This is a genomic window from Rhizobium chutanense, from assembly GCF_002531935.1.
Taxonomy (GTDB): domain Bacteria; phylum Pseudomonadota; class Alphaproteobacteria; order Rhizobiales; family Rhizobiaceae; genus Rhizobium; species Rhizobium chutanense.
In genome coordinates this window covers 14,259-28,522 of record NZ_NWSV01000011.1, presented here as the reverse complement: position 1 = coordinate 28,522, position 14,264 = coordinate 14,259, and the positions used below count along the sequence as shown (strand labels likewise).

At 61.1% G+C, this 14,264-nt stretch carries 12 protein-coding genes; 7 read left to right on the top strand and 5 right to left on the bottom strand.

Annotated features, from left to right (window positions below):
• Positions 1 to 6: 6 nt before the first annotated feature.
• From CO666_RS17940 to CO666_RS17925, 4 genes are read left to right on the top strand one after another with little or no spacing between them, the layout of a single operon-like run.
• Entirely contained in the window at positions 7 to 1,128 is a 1,122-nt protein-coding gene (locus tag CO666_RS17940; RefSeq protein ID WP_097613524.1) for an ABC transporter permease, read from the top strand.
• Between the two features lie 7 nt (positions 1,129 to 1,135).
• On the top strand, positions 1,136 to 2,887 hold the full coding sequence (locus tag CO666_RS17935; RefSeq protein ID WP_097613522.1) for an ABC transporter ATP-binding protein: 1,752 nt from the start codon (positions 1,136 to 1,138) through the stop codon (positions 2,885 to 2,887).
• Positions 2,884 to 4,089 (top strand): mandelate racemase/muconate lactonizing enzyme family protein, encoded by a 1,206-nt coding sequence (locus tag CO666_RS17930; RefSeq protein WP_097613520.1) that lies wholly within the window; start codon positions 2,884 to 2,886, stop codon positions 4,087 to 4,089. The genes CO666_RS17935 and CO666_RS17930 overlap by 4 nt, the downstream gene beginning before the upstream one ends.
• Before the next feature lie 12 nt (positions 4,090 to 4,101).
• On the top strand, positions 4,102 to 5,289 hold the full coding sequence (locus tag CO666_RS17925; RefSeq protein ID WP_097613676.1) for a galactarate dehydratase: 1,188 nt from the start codon (positions 4,102 to 4,104) through the stop codon (positions 5,287 to 5,289).
• Between the two features lie 338 nt (positions 5,290 to 5,627).
• Here the strand turns inward: CO666_RS17925 and CO666_RS17920 are convergent, their stop codons facing one another.
• The 5 genes from CO666_RS17920 to CO666_RS17900 form a co-directional block, all read right to left on the bottom strand.
• Positions 5,628 to 5,981, bottom strand: coding sequence for an ArsR/SmtB family transcription factor (locus CO666_RS17920; RefSeq protein WP_085740363.1), 354 nt, complete (start codon positions 5,979 to 5,981; stop codon positions 5,628 to 5,630).
• 188 nt (positions 5,982 to 6,169) lie between these two features.
• A complete protein-coding gene (locus tag CO666_RS17915; RefSeq protein WP_097613518.1) occupies positions 6,170 to 6,862 on the bottom strand; it encodes a response regulator transcription factor in 693 nt (230 codons plus the stop codon).
• A 1-nt stretch (position 6,863) separates the two neighbouring features.
• Positions 6,864 to 7,241: a response regulator gene (locus CO666_RS17910; protein WP_097613516.1), complete on the bottom strand. Its 378-nt coding sequence runs from the start codon at positions 7,239 to 7,241 to the stop codon at positions 6,864 to 6,866.
• 2 nt (positions 7,242 to 7,243) lie between these two features.
• Positions 7,244 to 7,885, bottom strand: a complete 642-nt coding sequence (locus CO666_RS17905; protein ID WP_097613514.1) for a response regulator transcription factor — start codon at positions 7,883 to 7,885, stop codon at positions 7,244 to 7,246.
• The gene (locus CO666_RS17900; protein WP_097613675.1) at positions 7,882 to 11,514 is read right to left on the bottom strand and encodes a PAS domain-containing protein; all 3,633 of its coding nucleotides are present in this window, start codon (positions 11,512 to 11,514) and stop codon (positions 7,882 to 7,884) included. Before CO666_RS17900 ends, CO666_RS17905 begins: the two co-directional genes overlap by 4 nt.
• Before the next feature lie 342 nt (positions 11,515 to 11,856).
• Between CO666_RS17900 and CO666_RS17895 the strand changes: the two genes are divergently transcribed.
• The 3 genes from CO666_RS17895 (at position 11,857) to repA (ending at position 14,261) form a co-directional block, all read left to right on the top strand.
• Positions 11,857 to 12,609 carry an SDR family oxidoreductase gene (locus tag CO666_RS17895; RefSeq protein ID WP_097613512.1) on the top strand — a complete coding sequence of 251 codons (753 nt, stop codon included), beginning with the start codon at positions 11,857 to 11,859 and terminating at the stop codon, positions 12,607 to 12,609.
• 3 nt (positions 12,610 to 12,612) lie between these two features.
• Positions 12,613 to 12,783 carry a hypothetical protein gene (locus CO666_RS34190; RefSeq protein WP_179869709.1) on the top strand — a complete coding sequence of 57 codons (171 nt, stop codon included), beginning with the start codon at positions 12,613 to 12,615 and terminating at the stop codon, positions 12,781 to 12,783.
• Positions 12,784 to 13,067: 284 nt separating this feature from the next.
• Positions 13,068 to 14,261, top strand: coding sequence for a plasmid partitioning protein RepA (gene repA, locus CO666_RS17890; protein WP_097613510.1), 1,194 nt, complete (start codon positions 13,068 to 13,070; stop codon positions 14,259 to 14,261).
• Positions 14,262 to 14,264 lie beyond the last annotated feature (3 nt).

The window sequence follows — 14,264 nt, the reverse complement described above, 5'->3', positions numbered from 1 at the left end:
CCTGATATGGCCGACATTGCCGTTACAAACATTCAGCCGGACCGCGCGGCCGTCGCATCGCAGTGGCAACTGATCTGGTGGGCGTTCCGCCGCCACAAGCTGGCCATGGTGGCGCTCGTCGTCACCGTGATGATGTATATCGTCGCCCTGGTTCCCGGTTTCTTTGCCATCAACGATCCGAACCTGCAAAATGCGCGGGCAACCTTTCATCCGCCCCAGAGATTGCATCTGATCGATACCGAGAACGGCTTTTCCTTCGGCCTGCATTATTATCCGATGAAGCTGACCCGCGATCCGGAAACGCTGGCCGCCATCTTCAAGGAAGACACGACCAAACGTGTCGATGTCCAATTTTTCGGGCGTGGCTATGAATATTCCGTGTTCGGCCTCTTCAACACCAACATCCATCTGATCGCCTCGCCCGACAAGACGATGCCGCTGCTTCTCTTCGGCGCCGACCGGCTTGGGCGCGATGTCTTCAGCCGAACGGTGCAGGGTTCGCAGGTATCGCTGTCGATCGGCCTTGTCGGCGTCTTCCTGTCGTTGATGCTCGGCATCGTGATCGGCGGTATCTCGGGATATTACGGCGGCCGCATCGATTTCTTCATGCAGCGGCTGATCGATTTCGTGCTGTCGCTGCCGACGATCCCGATCTGGCTGGCGATGGCCGCGGCCTTGCCCCAGGATTGGCCGGCGACGCTGCAATATATGATGATCACGATCATCCTGTCGCTGACCGGCTGGGCGCAGCTCGCCCGCGTCGTTCGCGGACGTTTCCTGTCGCTCCGCACTGAGGAATTCGTCGCCGCCGCCAGGCTCGACGGCGTTCGCGAAGGGCGCATCATCTTTCGTCACATGCTGCCGAGCTTCGCCAGCCACATTATCGCGTCGATCACGCTTGCTGTGCCGGCAATGATCCTTGCCGAAACCTCTCTTTCCTTCCTGGGGCTCGGGCTGCAGCCACCGACCATCTCCTGGGGCGTGCTTCTGCGCGAAGCCCAGAACATTCGCTCGATCGCCACCGCGCCCTGGCTCTTCATGCCGGGCTGTGCCGTCGTCGTCGCCGTCATGGCGCTCAACCTTCTCGGCGACGGCCTGCGCGACGCGGCCGACCCCTACAATAAATGAGGCCGGCATGACCGATATCGTTCCCATTGCCGGCAGGCCGCTGCTCCAGGTGAAAAACCTGACCGTCGAGTTCCCTCTGCGCACCGGCGTGTTTCGCGCCGTCAGCGATCTGTCTTTCTCGATCGAGCCGGGCAAGACGCTCTGTGTCGTCGGCGAAAGTGGATCCGGCAAGTCGGTGACGGCGCGTTCGATCCTGCAGATCGTCGATGCGCCCGGCCGCATCGCCGGCGGATCGATCGTATTGAACGATCAACACGGCGGCTCGACCGATCTCACCAGCCTCAATCCGCGCGGGCGCCAGATCCGGGCGATCCGTGGCCGCGACATCGCGATGATCTTTCAGGAGCCGATGTCGTCGCTGTCGCCGATCCACACCGTCGGCAACCAGATCGTCGAGGCGCTTCGCCTCCACACCAGGATGAGCAAGGCGGAGGCGCGGGCCGAAGCTATATCGCTGCTCAAGCAGGTTGAGATTCCCTCACCGGAAAAGGCGCTCGATCGCTATGCCTTCCAATATTCCGGCGGCATGCGCCAGCGTGCGATGATCGCCATGGCGCTTGCCTGCAAGCCGCAGCTCTTGATCGCCGACGAGCCGACCACGGCGCTCGACGTGACGACACAGGCCGAAATTCTAGACCTGATCGCCCGGTTGCAAAAAGCCAACGGCATGGCCGTTCTCTTCATCACGCATGATATGGGCGTCGTGGCGCAGATCGCCGACGATGTGCTCGTCATGCATCACGGTGTTGCCAAAGAATACGGGCCGGTCGAGCAGATCTTTCATGCGCCGCAAGACGACTATACCCGCATGCTGATCGGCTCGGTGCTGAAGCTGGAGCAGAAGGCCGAGATCCGCCTGGCGCGCCCGCCGCTCGACAGGACGAAAGCGCCGATCCTCGAACTGCGCAACGTGTCAATGGACTTCGGCGAGGTGAAAGCGCTGAACGACGTCTCCATTTCGCTTCTGCCGGGCGAAACGCTCGGTATCGTCGGTGAAAGCGGATCCGGCAAAACGACGATGGGCCGCTCGATCATGCGGCTGCTCGATCCCACGGCTGGCGAAATCCTCTATCGCAACGCCAGCGGCGACATCATCGATCTGGCAACGGCAAAAGGCCAGACGCTGGCCGCCGCACGGCGGGAATTGCGAATGGTGTTTCAGGATCCTTTCGGTTCTCTCAATCCACGCATGACCGTCTCCCAGATCATCGGCGAACCGTTGCTCGTCAACGGCATTGCCAAGGGGCGGACGCTGGATGAGCGCGTTTGCCATCTGATGGAACAGGTCGGCCTCGATCCCAGGGCGCGCGAACGCTACCCGCATGCATTCTCCGGCGGTCAGCGCCAGCGCATCGGTATTGCTCGAGCCATTACGCTCAATCCGCGTGTCATCGTTGCCGACGAGGCGACCTCGGCGCTTGACGTTTCGGTGCGCTCGCAGGTTCTCGATCTTCTCATGCGCCTGCAGGACGAACTCGGCCTCGCCTATATCTTCATCAGCCATGACATCGGCGTCATCCGCTACATGTGCGACCGCGTCGGCGTCATGTACAAAGGCCAGCTCGTTGAAATCGGCGACGCGGAAAGGGTCTGCCGCACGCCCGAGCACGCCTATACGCAGGCGCTGATATCGGCGATCCCGCGCCCCGATCCGCGGGACCGCGATCATTCCAAGCGCTTCCGCTATGTCGCGCCCGATAATCTCAAGCCAGACAGTCTCAAGCCAGACAGTCTCAAGAACGGAAGTTCTCAGAGATGAAAATCACCGGGATACGCACCTTTCTCATGCATGTCGGTCAGCCCTCGAACTGGGCGGCCGACCAACAGTCCGGCGATGGCGCGTCCAAGCAGTTCGGAGGCACCAGAAACTGGCTCTTTCTGAAGATCGATACGGACGAGGGCATCACCGGCATCGGCGAGTGCTCGGGCTGGCCGCGTGTCGTCGAGACGGCGATCCATGATCTTGCGCCCCTGCTCATCGGTGAAGATCCGGTCCATATCGAGCGGCTGTGGCAGAAGATGCATATCGCCATGATGGGCCACGGCATGCTCGGAACGGTCGGCGGCGGGGCGATGACCGGCATCGATATGGCGCTTTGGGACATCAAGGGCAAGGCGCTCGGCGTGCCGATATGGATGCTGCTCGGCGGCAAGGTGCGTGACCGGATTCCGATCTATTCGCATGCCAATACGCCCGAGCGCGCGCTTGCCCTCAAGGAGCGCGGCATTAGGGCGATCAAGTGCGGTGGCGTCGCAGATCCCGTTCGCAAAGTCGCCGCACTCCGCGACGCGGTCGGCGACGGCATGGACATCGCCATCGATCTGCACGGGCCGCCGTGGCTGACGCCTGCGGATGCCTGCCGCCTGGTGCGGGCGCTCGAGCCCTATGAGCTGATGTGGGTGGAAGATCCGATTGCGCCGGAGAATATCGACGGCTACCGGCGCATCCGCGACGCAGCTCATGTGCCGCTTGCAGCCGGCGAGCGCTCGGCGACCATTTTCGGCGAGCGCGAACTCATCGAGAAGGAGTTGGTCGACGTGATCCAGCCGGATACCGGCCGGGCCGGCGGCATCACCCAGATGAAGAAGATCGCCGCCATAGCCGAAGCCCATCATATCCAGATGGCGCCGCATTCCGGCTCGCTCGGGCCGGTGGCGGAATATGCGGCGCTGCATCTGCTGGCGGCGATCCCGAACGGCCTCATTCTCGAGCGCCTCGACGACGACTGGGACGGCCGCCGCCAGACGATCGTGCCGCATCCGCAACAGGTCGACGGTCTGCTCGCCGTTCCCGACGGCCCGGGACTTGGTTGCGATATCGACGAGGCCTTCGTCGCGCGCTTCCCGAGCAGCGGCAATCTCTCGGTGCCGCAAGCCGCGGGCGCCTATAATCCCGGAACCGACAACGAGCATGTCTACGTGCAGACGCGCGTGGCGCGCCGCAGCTATTTCAATCGCTAGAAGGACAAAATGATGAAGATCGATCGCATGCGGGTTTTCATGACCCGCGACAAGGACCGTCCGCGCGTGATCGTCGCGCTCGATACCGATGACGGGCTCACCGGCTGGGGCGAATGCTACAATCACGGCCCCGACAAGGCGCTGCCGCCGCTGCTCGATTATCTCTACGGCTTTATATCAGGCCAGGACCCGACACGTGTCGAGTATCTCGTCAATCTGCTGATCCAGCAAAGCCGGTTCCCGCCGGGCGCGCTCGGCCTTGCCGCGATCTCCGCGCTCGATCATTGCCTGTGGGATCTTGCGGCCAAGGCAGCGAACGTCCCTGTTTACAAGCTGCTCGGCGGCGAGGTGCGCGACCGTATCAAGGTCTATGCCGGGGTCTATACCGCCCCGGATGCACCGGCGGCTCGCGACGAGTTTGATCGCCTGAAGGAGGGGTGGGGCTTCACCGCCTTCAAGCTCAGCCCCTGGCGGGTCGATATGCATTCCAATCGCTGGGGCAATGTCGTCAAAGCTTCGGCGGATTATTTCCGTTCGCTGCGCGAAACGGTCAACGACGAATACGAGATCGCCTTCGACGCGCATGCCAAGATTTTCGAGCCGGTCGCCGCGCGCCAGCTCGGCAATGCGCTTGCCCCCTACGATCCGCTATTTTTCGAGGAGCCGCTGCGGCCTGAGAATATCGAGGCCTGGGGCGACTTGAAACAGGGTCTCAATTGCACGCTGGCGACGGGCGAGTCGCTTTACAACAGGAACGAGTTCCTGCGGCTGCTGCAGGTCAAGGGCGCCGATCTCATCCAGCCGGATATCTGCGTCGTCGGCGGCATCAGCGAAATGCGCCGCATTGCCACGCTCGCCGAAGCCTTTTTCGTCGGCGTCGCCCCACACAACCCGATGGGTCCGCTTGCGACCGCCGTCAACGTTCATTTTTCAGCTGCGGCGCAGAATTTCCGCATTCTCGAATACCGGCTGCCAAAGGGGCAGGCCTATGTCTATGGCGGCCTCGATATCGAGAAACGGGAAGGGGAAACCCGCTACGTCGTCGATCCCTATCTGCCGAAGGACGGCTATCTCGAACTGCGCCCCGACCGGCCCGGCTGGGGGGTCGAAATGGACGAGAAGGCAATGGAGGAGGAAGGTTACATCCATTGGCAGCGGCGCGTGCCGAAGCGCCCGGACGGCTCTTACGCTTTCGCCTGATCCGCTGAAAAACAGGAACGGCCGTTTTCCGCATGGACGCGGCCGGTCCTGCAGCAAAAAGCGGAACCGGACAGGTCGGACGCTCGCCTGCCAATTCGTCGGCCACAGGGTAAAACCGAAAAAACCCCTGTGCTCATCATCCCTGTCGGGTTCGGTTAACACGGCTCACGCCCCGAACCTCCCAGAAGCCGCGCAGTTCGCCCAGCTATACGCCCGGAGCGCTCGGCAAACCAAAGCCTATGTCTGCCTGCCGGTTTTTCGGGAGAATTGCCGGCATGGCATCCGTGCCGTCAATGCGCATCGGCATGCGGTCAGCCGCAGTACCTTCCCTATTTGGATCAGGCGTTCACGGTTCGGACACGTTCCACTATTGTACGAGGATGCGATCCGAAGATGTCGGCGAGCGTATCGAGCATCACCCTGGCGGCTCTCGATTGGAGTGAATAATAGATCGTCTGGGCAGCCCTTCGCGTCTGCACGAGTTCCTGCTCCCGAAGAATTGCCAAATGCTGGGACGTCGAAGATTGGCTCAATCCCACCTCGTCAGCCAGGACGGTCACGGACATTTCTCCTGCGCTCAACAGATGCAGAATGTGAAGCCGTTTGGCATTCCCCAGGGCCGACAGGAAGGTTGCTTCGTTGCCGAAGGCGTCGGTTTCAGGGGAAGGCGCGGCGGACGATAGATTGTTCAAGGCGTGATCTCCTATGGGGAATCAAAGCCGGGCACCTGATCATATCCCCGAGCTTTAATTTAGAGATAACGCAAGGGTGCGACGCCGAAACCCTTTGTCTGTGCCCGATCGTCTTTTTTGGCGCGAATCGGATACGGCGCGCATTAAATTGGACAGCCGGGATCCCTTATAGGCATGCGGGCTAAAAGCTAACGCGACCCAGCCTGACGCATCTGCGCCGGCAATGTCTCCCAGGCCCGGATCAGTTCGCCGATCGAGGCGGCCTCCATCTTGTGCATGACATTGCTGCGATGCAGCTTGACCGTCACTTCACTGATGCCGAGATCGAAGGCGATCTGTTTGTTGAGACGGCCGTGCGCCACTTCGTGCAGAACTTCGCGTTCACGCTGCGTCAGCGTCTCCAGGCGCTCGATGTTGCGCTTGGAGACCGCGGCTTCCGCCCTTCGTTCGGCGTCCATCGCAATGGCCGCGGTGATAGCGTCGAGCAGCGTCTGGTCTCGCACCGGCTTGGTGAGAAAGTCCACGGCGCCGGCCTTCATCGCCTGGACGGTCATCGGGATGTCGCCATGGCCCGTCAGGAAGATGATCGGTTTGGGAATGCCGTTTTCGGCCAGATGGCGCTGCAGGTGAAGGCCGCTTGCCCCCGGCATGCGCACGTCGAGGATCAGGCAGCCGGGACTATCCAGGATATCGGCGTCAAGCAGTTCGCGGGTCGAGGCATAACTGGCCGATCGGAAACCCGCCGACAGGATCAGCTCCGACAGCGCCTCGCGAACCGATACGTCGTCATCGACGATAATGACGAGCGGCTCAGCCTCTTCAGATCTGTATTGCAATGATAACGGCGCCGATCTCCGCAGCAACGGCTGATCAACTCTCATGTTACCCTCCATCTGTCGATTTATGCAAAGCGTTGGCGATGGCTGCCAGCAGGGCCTGGGCATCGAAAGGCTTGCGGAAAAACCCGCCCACGCCTTGAGCTCGGCTCTGATCCGCTATCTCGTGGCGCCCGGTGATCAGGAATACCGGCAGCTCCGGGCGTGACTTGCTCACCAGATCACGCAGTTCGAACCCGTCGATGCCTGGCATTCCGATATCGGTGATGAGAAGGTCGAGGTCCGACAGCCCGTTGATGAGCAGCGAGCCCGCCGACGAGAAGCCGCGGGCCACATAACCCGCCGATTCCAGAAGGTCGCCCATCGATTCAAGCAGTCTCGGATCGTCATCGACAATTGCCACGATGTGTCTTGTCTTGTTCATGTTCAATTCCCTCCCACCCGGCGCGAGTGGGTTATCGGTATTTCCAATCTCTCCGCGATCCGGACGAGATCGGCGAGCGATGCCGCCGCCATTTTCTGCATCACATTTCGTCTATGGATTTGCAGCGTGACTTCGCTGATCCCCAATTCAGCCGCCGCCTGCTTGTTGAGAAGGCCGCTGACGACGAGCGGCAGCACCTCGCGCTCTCGCGGCGTCAGCTCGAGGTAGTGCCGTTTGAGCATGTCGAGTTCGGCGCGGCCCGATCTCTTTGTCCGATCCTCGGCGATCGCCGCATGGATTGCCGTCATGAGGTCTGCATCGCTGAAGGGTTTGGTCAGGAAGTCCACCGCGCCATGCTTGATCGCACGCACGGAGGAAGGGATATCGCCATGCCCTGTGATGAAGACGATCGGCGGATGGTCCCCGTCGGCGATCTGGCTCTGCAGATCGAGGCCGTTGATGTCAGGCAGTTCGATATCGAGGATAAGGCAGGCGGGCACGTCGGGTTTATCCGCTCTCACGTAATCGCAGGCCGATTCGAAGGCGACGGCGCGCATGCCGTGCGAGTCCAGCAGCTCGCCGAGCGCCTCGCGGATACGTTCATCGTCATCGACGATGAAGACGATATGATCATCGGCCGTCATGACTCCGCCTTCGTTTCTATCGGCAAGGTAAAGATCAACGTCGCTCCGTGCGGATTGTTGTTCTCGGCCCACAATCGTCCACCATGCAGCTCGACGATCGAACGGCAGATCGCCAGGCCCATGCCCATGCCGCTTTCCTTCGTCGTGAAGAACGGCTCGAACATCTTCTCGGGAAATTCGATGCCTTGGCCGCGATCGCTGATTTCGGTCTGGACGGCATTCCCCGTGTGGCGCAAACGCATCTCGATCACCCTGTCGCCGGCAATAGTGTCCATCGCCTCGATGCCGTTGCGGATGAGATTGATCAGAACCTGCTGGATCTGGACGCGATCGATGGCGACGAGCGGAAGGTTGCTATCGATCTCCACCTCGATCCGGGCGCGGCGGCGCGCTGCTTCCGCGGCTATGAGGTTGCGCGCTTCGTTGACGACGCCCGAAAGCGCTGTATGAACCCTCCTGTCTGCGGATTGTTTGAACAGGGCGCGGATTCGGCTGACGACATCGGCGGCCGAGTTGGCGTCCCGGATGATGCGCTCGACCGTCCTTTGCGCCCGCTCCATGTTCGGCGGTTCGGCCAGGAGCCAGCGCTGGCAGGCATGTGAGTTTGCGACGACGGCCGCCAGCGGCTGGTTCACCTCATGGGCGATGGAGGCCGAAAGCTCGGCGAGGCTCGCAACTTGGCTCGCCCGCGCAAGGCCCTCCCGCGCCTGACGCAGATCCTCCTCCGCCCGAACTTCTCCGTCGATATCGAGGCAGATGACGTTCCACTGGACGATGACGCCTTCGGCATTGCGCATCGGCGCAGCGCGTGTCTCGACCCAGCGATATTCGCCGTCGAAGCGCCGCAAACGATGCCGGCGCGCATAGGGCTCGCCGGTAGCCAATGAATGGGCATAATTCTCCTTGACCCCCGCCACGTCGTCGGGATGAACGCCGGCATCGAGTGTGCCGTCCAGCCGGGTTTTTCCTGTTCCGTCAAGCTCTTCGAGCTTATATCCGAGGAAGTCGCGGAGTTGAGGGTTGCGGTATACCGGTTCTCCATCAGGCGCTGCGCAATCGATCATTGCCGGCAGCGTTTCGACGATCTGCCAGAGCGAGCGTTCTCTCTCGCGCAGCTCCTCCTCGATGCGCAATTGATCGTCGATGTCATTGGTGAGGCCGTACCACTGAATGATTTGCCCGCTTTCGTCCCTGAGCGGCTCGGCGCTGCCTTTGACCCAGCGGTAGACGCCGTCGGCACGCCGCAGGCGATACTGCTTGGAGAAGCGCTCGCCAGTGGCGAAGGAATGGTTGAGAGCTTCGGCGAGGCTCCCCGCATCGTCGGGATGGACGGCAGCTTCGATGAGTGCCGCGAGGCTGCTCACGCCCGGCTTTTCCATATGAACGATGTCGAGACCCAGGAAATCGATCAGACGCTGGTTGAAGAAGGTCGGAGCGCCTTCCGGATTAAGCCGCCAGAGCAGGCTCGGAACCATATTCACGAGTTGCGAAAGCTCCCGTTCCCGGTCGCGCAGTGCTTCCTGCGCGCGCATCTCATCATCGATGTCGACCGATATCACATACCATTGGATGATCGCGCCGTTCTGATCCCGCAGCGGCTCGGCGCGGCCGTCGACCCAGCGATAGGCTCCATCGACACGGCGCATGCGGTATTTTATCGAGAAGGGATCGCCGCTGGAAAGGGAGCGGTGAACCGTCTCCAACAGTCTCGTTGAATCATCGGGGTGAACGAGGGTGTGAATGATCGATGAGAGCCGGCTCATGCCGGGCCTATCCATATCCCCTACGTCGAGACCGAAAAAATCGATCAGGCGCTTGTTGAAGAAGACCGGCTCGCCTTTCGGCGTCAAGCGTCTGATCTGAACCGGCACCATGTCCACGAGCTGCGAGAGTTCGCGCTCGCGATCACGCAATGCCTCCAGGGCACGGACTTCCTCGTCGATGTCGAGGGAAACGCCGTACCATTGCACGACCGTTCCGTCGTCATCGCGCCGGGGTTCCACCCTGCATTCCGCCCAGCGGTAGACGTCGTCTTTTTCTCGCCAGCGAAACCGCATCGCGGTGCCGCTGCCGTTTTCGAAACAATTTTTCAACGTGCGCTGAACGCCGGGCGCATCTTCGGGGTGAATCAGCTGCTGTAGCAGCTCTTCGATGCGCGGCTCGCCGCGAGCGTCGAAATCGGCGATGGCGGCGCGGAAATGGTCCTGATAACGTTTGTTGAAATAGACCGACCCGCTCGTCGGCTCGACGCTCCAGACGCGAACCGGCACCGCGTCGATCATCTGCTGCAGCGCTCGCTCGCTTTGGCGCACCGCCTCTTCCGCGCGGACCTGATCGTCGATGTCGTGGCAAAGGCCATACCACTGGACGATGCTGCCGGCCTGATCCCGCATCGGCTCGGCGCGGCTCGACATCCAGTGATAGATGCCGTCGGCGCGGCGCAGCCGATACCGCATGGCGAAGTTTTCGCCGGTGGCGAGGCAGTGGTTGAGCGCCTCCCTGAAGCCGGCCGCATCATCGGCATGAATGACGGCCTCGATGAGCGCTTCCAGCCGGCTCATATCGGTCCTGTCCGAATCCGCGACATCGAGACCGAGGAAATCGACCATTCGTCTATTGAAAAAGGTCGGTTCGCCCTGGGGCGTCAGGCGCCAGACGTGGCTCGGAACCATATCGACGAGCTGCGAGAGCTCCTGTTCCCGCTCGCGCAGCGTTTCCACACTTTGCCGTAATGTGAGCACGGCCAGCTGGTGTTGCCTGGATATGGCCGCGACGATGAGCGCCGAAAACGCCGAGATGGCCAGAAAAAGCTGCAGCATGATCTGCTTGTGTTTCTGGGACTCTGGATCGCCGAATTGGCCGGCGCCTGTGATCGTGAAGATGGCAGTGATCAGGGCGAGGAGAGCGAGCGATATGGCCGCGCCCTTGAATTCGAAACGGACCGCGGCCCAAAGAAGCGGCGGCATGATGATGTAGGCGAAGGGAAGATAGCCGCTGAGCGAAAGCGCGGCGACACCGAGAAAAATCAGGCCCAGGACGCCAGCCTCCAGCCATTGCGCTGCCGTCAGCCGGGTCTTGTCGCGCCAGTTGTGGAAGACGGTGAGCGCCAGCGGCGCAACGATCAGGATACCGGTCGCGTCACCGATCCACCACAGAGGCCAGGCGGTCACGAAGGATTGCGATTGAATGCCGAACCAGGCGAGCGTTGCGCTTCCTATCGTTGCGCTGACGATTGGCGCAATTCCGGCGCCCAGAACGACGAACGCAAGAACCTCCTGCAAGGTTTCCAGTTGAGCCGGGCGCTTCAAGGTCCGATTGACCAACCATGCCGCGACGACCGCTTCGAGAGCATTGCCGACATAGATCAGGAAGGCCGCAGGTAGCGGACTGTAGAACCAAAGGGCGTTGCTGAACAGCTCAGCCAGGCAGCCGGCCAATATCCACCATGGCCAGCTGCGCCTGGAGGCGAGAATGAGTGTCGCGATGAAAAGTCCGCCCGGAGGCCAGATGGAAATACCCGTTCCCGGCACGATCGCGAGCGACTGGGCGAAGCCGCAGGCAAGCACATAGGCTGCGGTGAAGAGCCACAGATACAGAGCGCGGGGGCGGTGTGACCAGACGCTCATGATCAACCGCTCCTGTCGGGCAGGCAAAGCCCGGGGATCGTCGGTATTCGGTGCAGCACTCGTTCTTGATGTCGGGGCCGGCGCGTTCATAATTGAACCGTAATCCCGCCGCACCACAGCCGCAACTCATGGAAATCCATACATTGCGCGGAGAGGTAGCGCTGCACCCGCCGGCCGGATCTTTAGCGCCAACGAGGAGGGAAGGCCGTTTGTGGTTCCCGATGGCTATCCTAAACCTTGGGTCTGCTTGGCTATACCTAGGGCTAAGATAGCCACCCTCGCGCATGATGGAAGGCTTTTGGCTTTCCGGTCATTGTCGATGCAATCGATCGCGAGGATGCCGACATGAAAATTACCGTGGTGGGAGCAAGCGGCCTCATCGGAACGCGGCTCAGCGAATGCCTGCGCCGGTCAGGCCACGAAGTTACGGCGGCATCCTTGTCGCTCGGCGTCGATACGGTTACCGGCGAGGGCCTCGAAGCGGCGATAGCGGGAACCGACATCGTCGTCGATGTGACCAACGCCGCCTCCTTCGGCGACAGCGCTGCCCTGGATTTCTTCAAGGCATCGACGAAGAATTTGCTCGCGGCCGCCGCTGAAACCGGTATTGCGCATTATCTCGCCCTTTCCGTCGTCGGCACGCCTCTGCTCGTGGAAAGCGACTATTTTCGCGCGAAGATGGTGCAGGAGAATCTTATCCGGGCGTCGAATCGCCCCTATACGATCCTCCGTTCCACACAGTTCTACGAGTTCATCAGCGGATTGATCGACATCGGTGCGCAAGGCGATGTCGTTCGATTGCCGCCCGCCTTGATAAGGCCGGTTGCAGCCGCAGATGTCGCCGCCTTCCTGGCCGAATTGACCGTCTCGGCGCCTTTGGGCGGTATCGTCGAAATCGGCGGCCCGGAACAGTTCGGTGTCGATGAGATCGCACGGATCTATCTCACCGCAAACGAAGACGAGCGGCAGGTGATAACCGATCCGTCCACGTCTTATTTCGGTGTCGGATTGACCGAGGATGCACTGCTTCCGGGCACTGGCGCGCGGGTGGCATCCGAGACGCTCTCCGAATGGCTCTATCAATCGATGGCGGATTAGATCATGCCGATCGGCATTTTGCCGGCCGTTTGTTCTCGCATCGCCTTTTCGCAGCCTTCTCAAACGGACCGGCGGCTTATTTTCGTCTGCGGGTCGATCGCAATCCTGGATCACCCCGTCGGGCAACCGCCGGGCGCAAGCAACCGTTACGCGCTGCCGGTAACAACCATCTGAAAAAAAGACGGACAACAGGCTTTCGGTGCCGCCGGTGACGTCGCAAAAAATTCAATGAACTTCATGTGCATAACGAGGGCGTCGGCCTTGCTCGCCGGCGCTTTTGGCGGGTGCGAATCACCGGCAATTGGACCCGGAAATTGCCGGATTGACGAACCCGTTTCGCGTCGCTCGACCTGCCTTTTGGTTAAGCATTTGTAATTCGGTCACGAATCGCGGCATATAGTAACTGCGCAACTGAAGCGCTTTCGTTCAAAATTGCGCAGTTATTTGGGAAAAAGATCATGCAGCCGAGTCTTGCTCTTCAGGACGATCAAGAGCATCTCCCGTCGCTTCTGGCAACGGATGCCAAGGAGTTGTCCTATCAACTTCAGCAGCATCAGGCAAAAATCTTCCCCCCGCTGTCACAGAAGACCATCAGAACATTTTCGCCGGCGGAGGCTGCAGCCTTTATCGGCATCGGCGAAGGTTATCTCCGGCAGGTGGCGGCCGACGGCCATGGGCCCGATCCGCTGGCAAACGGACGGCGGCTTTACAGCGCAACGGACATGGATCGGATTCGCCGGGTCCTCGACGAGCGAAACGGCACGCCGAAATATGTGCCGGCCCGCAGGCCGGGAGAGAAGCTTCAGATTGTCTCCGTCATGAACTTCAAGGGCGGTTCGGGCAAGACCACCACGGCGGCCCATCTGGCGCAGTTCATGGCGCTGCGGGGCTACCGGGTGCTCGCCGTCGATCTCGATCCGCAAGCCTCCTTGTCGGCCCTGTTTGGCCATCAGCCGGAATTCGACGTCGGCGAGGGCGAAACGATCTATGGCGCGATCCGCTATGAGGATCCGCGCGCCATCGCTGATATCGTGCGCGCCACCTACACGCCCAATCTGCATCTCATTCCGGGAAATCTCGAGCTGATGGAGTTCGAGCACGAGACGCCGAAGGCGATGTCGTCGGGCACCGCGGAGACGATGTTCTTCGCCCGCATCGGGGAAGTGCTGACGGAGATCGAAAGCCTTTACGACATCGTCGTCATCGACTGCCCGCCGCAGCTGGGTTTCCTGACGATGTCGGCGCTCTGTGCGGCAACCTCGGTCCTGATCACGGTTCATCCGCAGATGCTTGACGTCATGTCGATGTCGCAGTTTCTGACGATGACGAGCGAGTTGATGTCGGTCGTCGAGAAGGCCGGCGGACGCACCAGCTATGACTGGATGCGCTATCTCGTGACCCGGTTCGAACCGAACGACGGGCCGCAGAGCCAGATGACCGGCTTCATGCGGGCGATCTTCGGCAATCGCATGCTTCACAATGCGATGGTGAAATCGACGGCGGTCGCCGACGCCGGCGTCACCAAGCAGACCCTCTACGAGGTCGAGCGGTCGCAGTTCACCCGCGGAACCTATGACCGGGCACTGGACTCCCTCAACCTGGTGAACGGCGAGATCGAAGCGCATATTCGTTCGACCTGGGGGAGGAAATAGAGA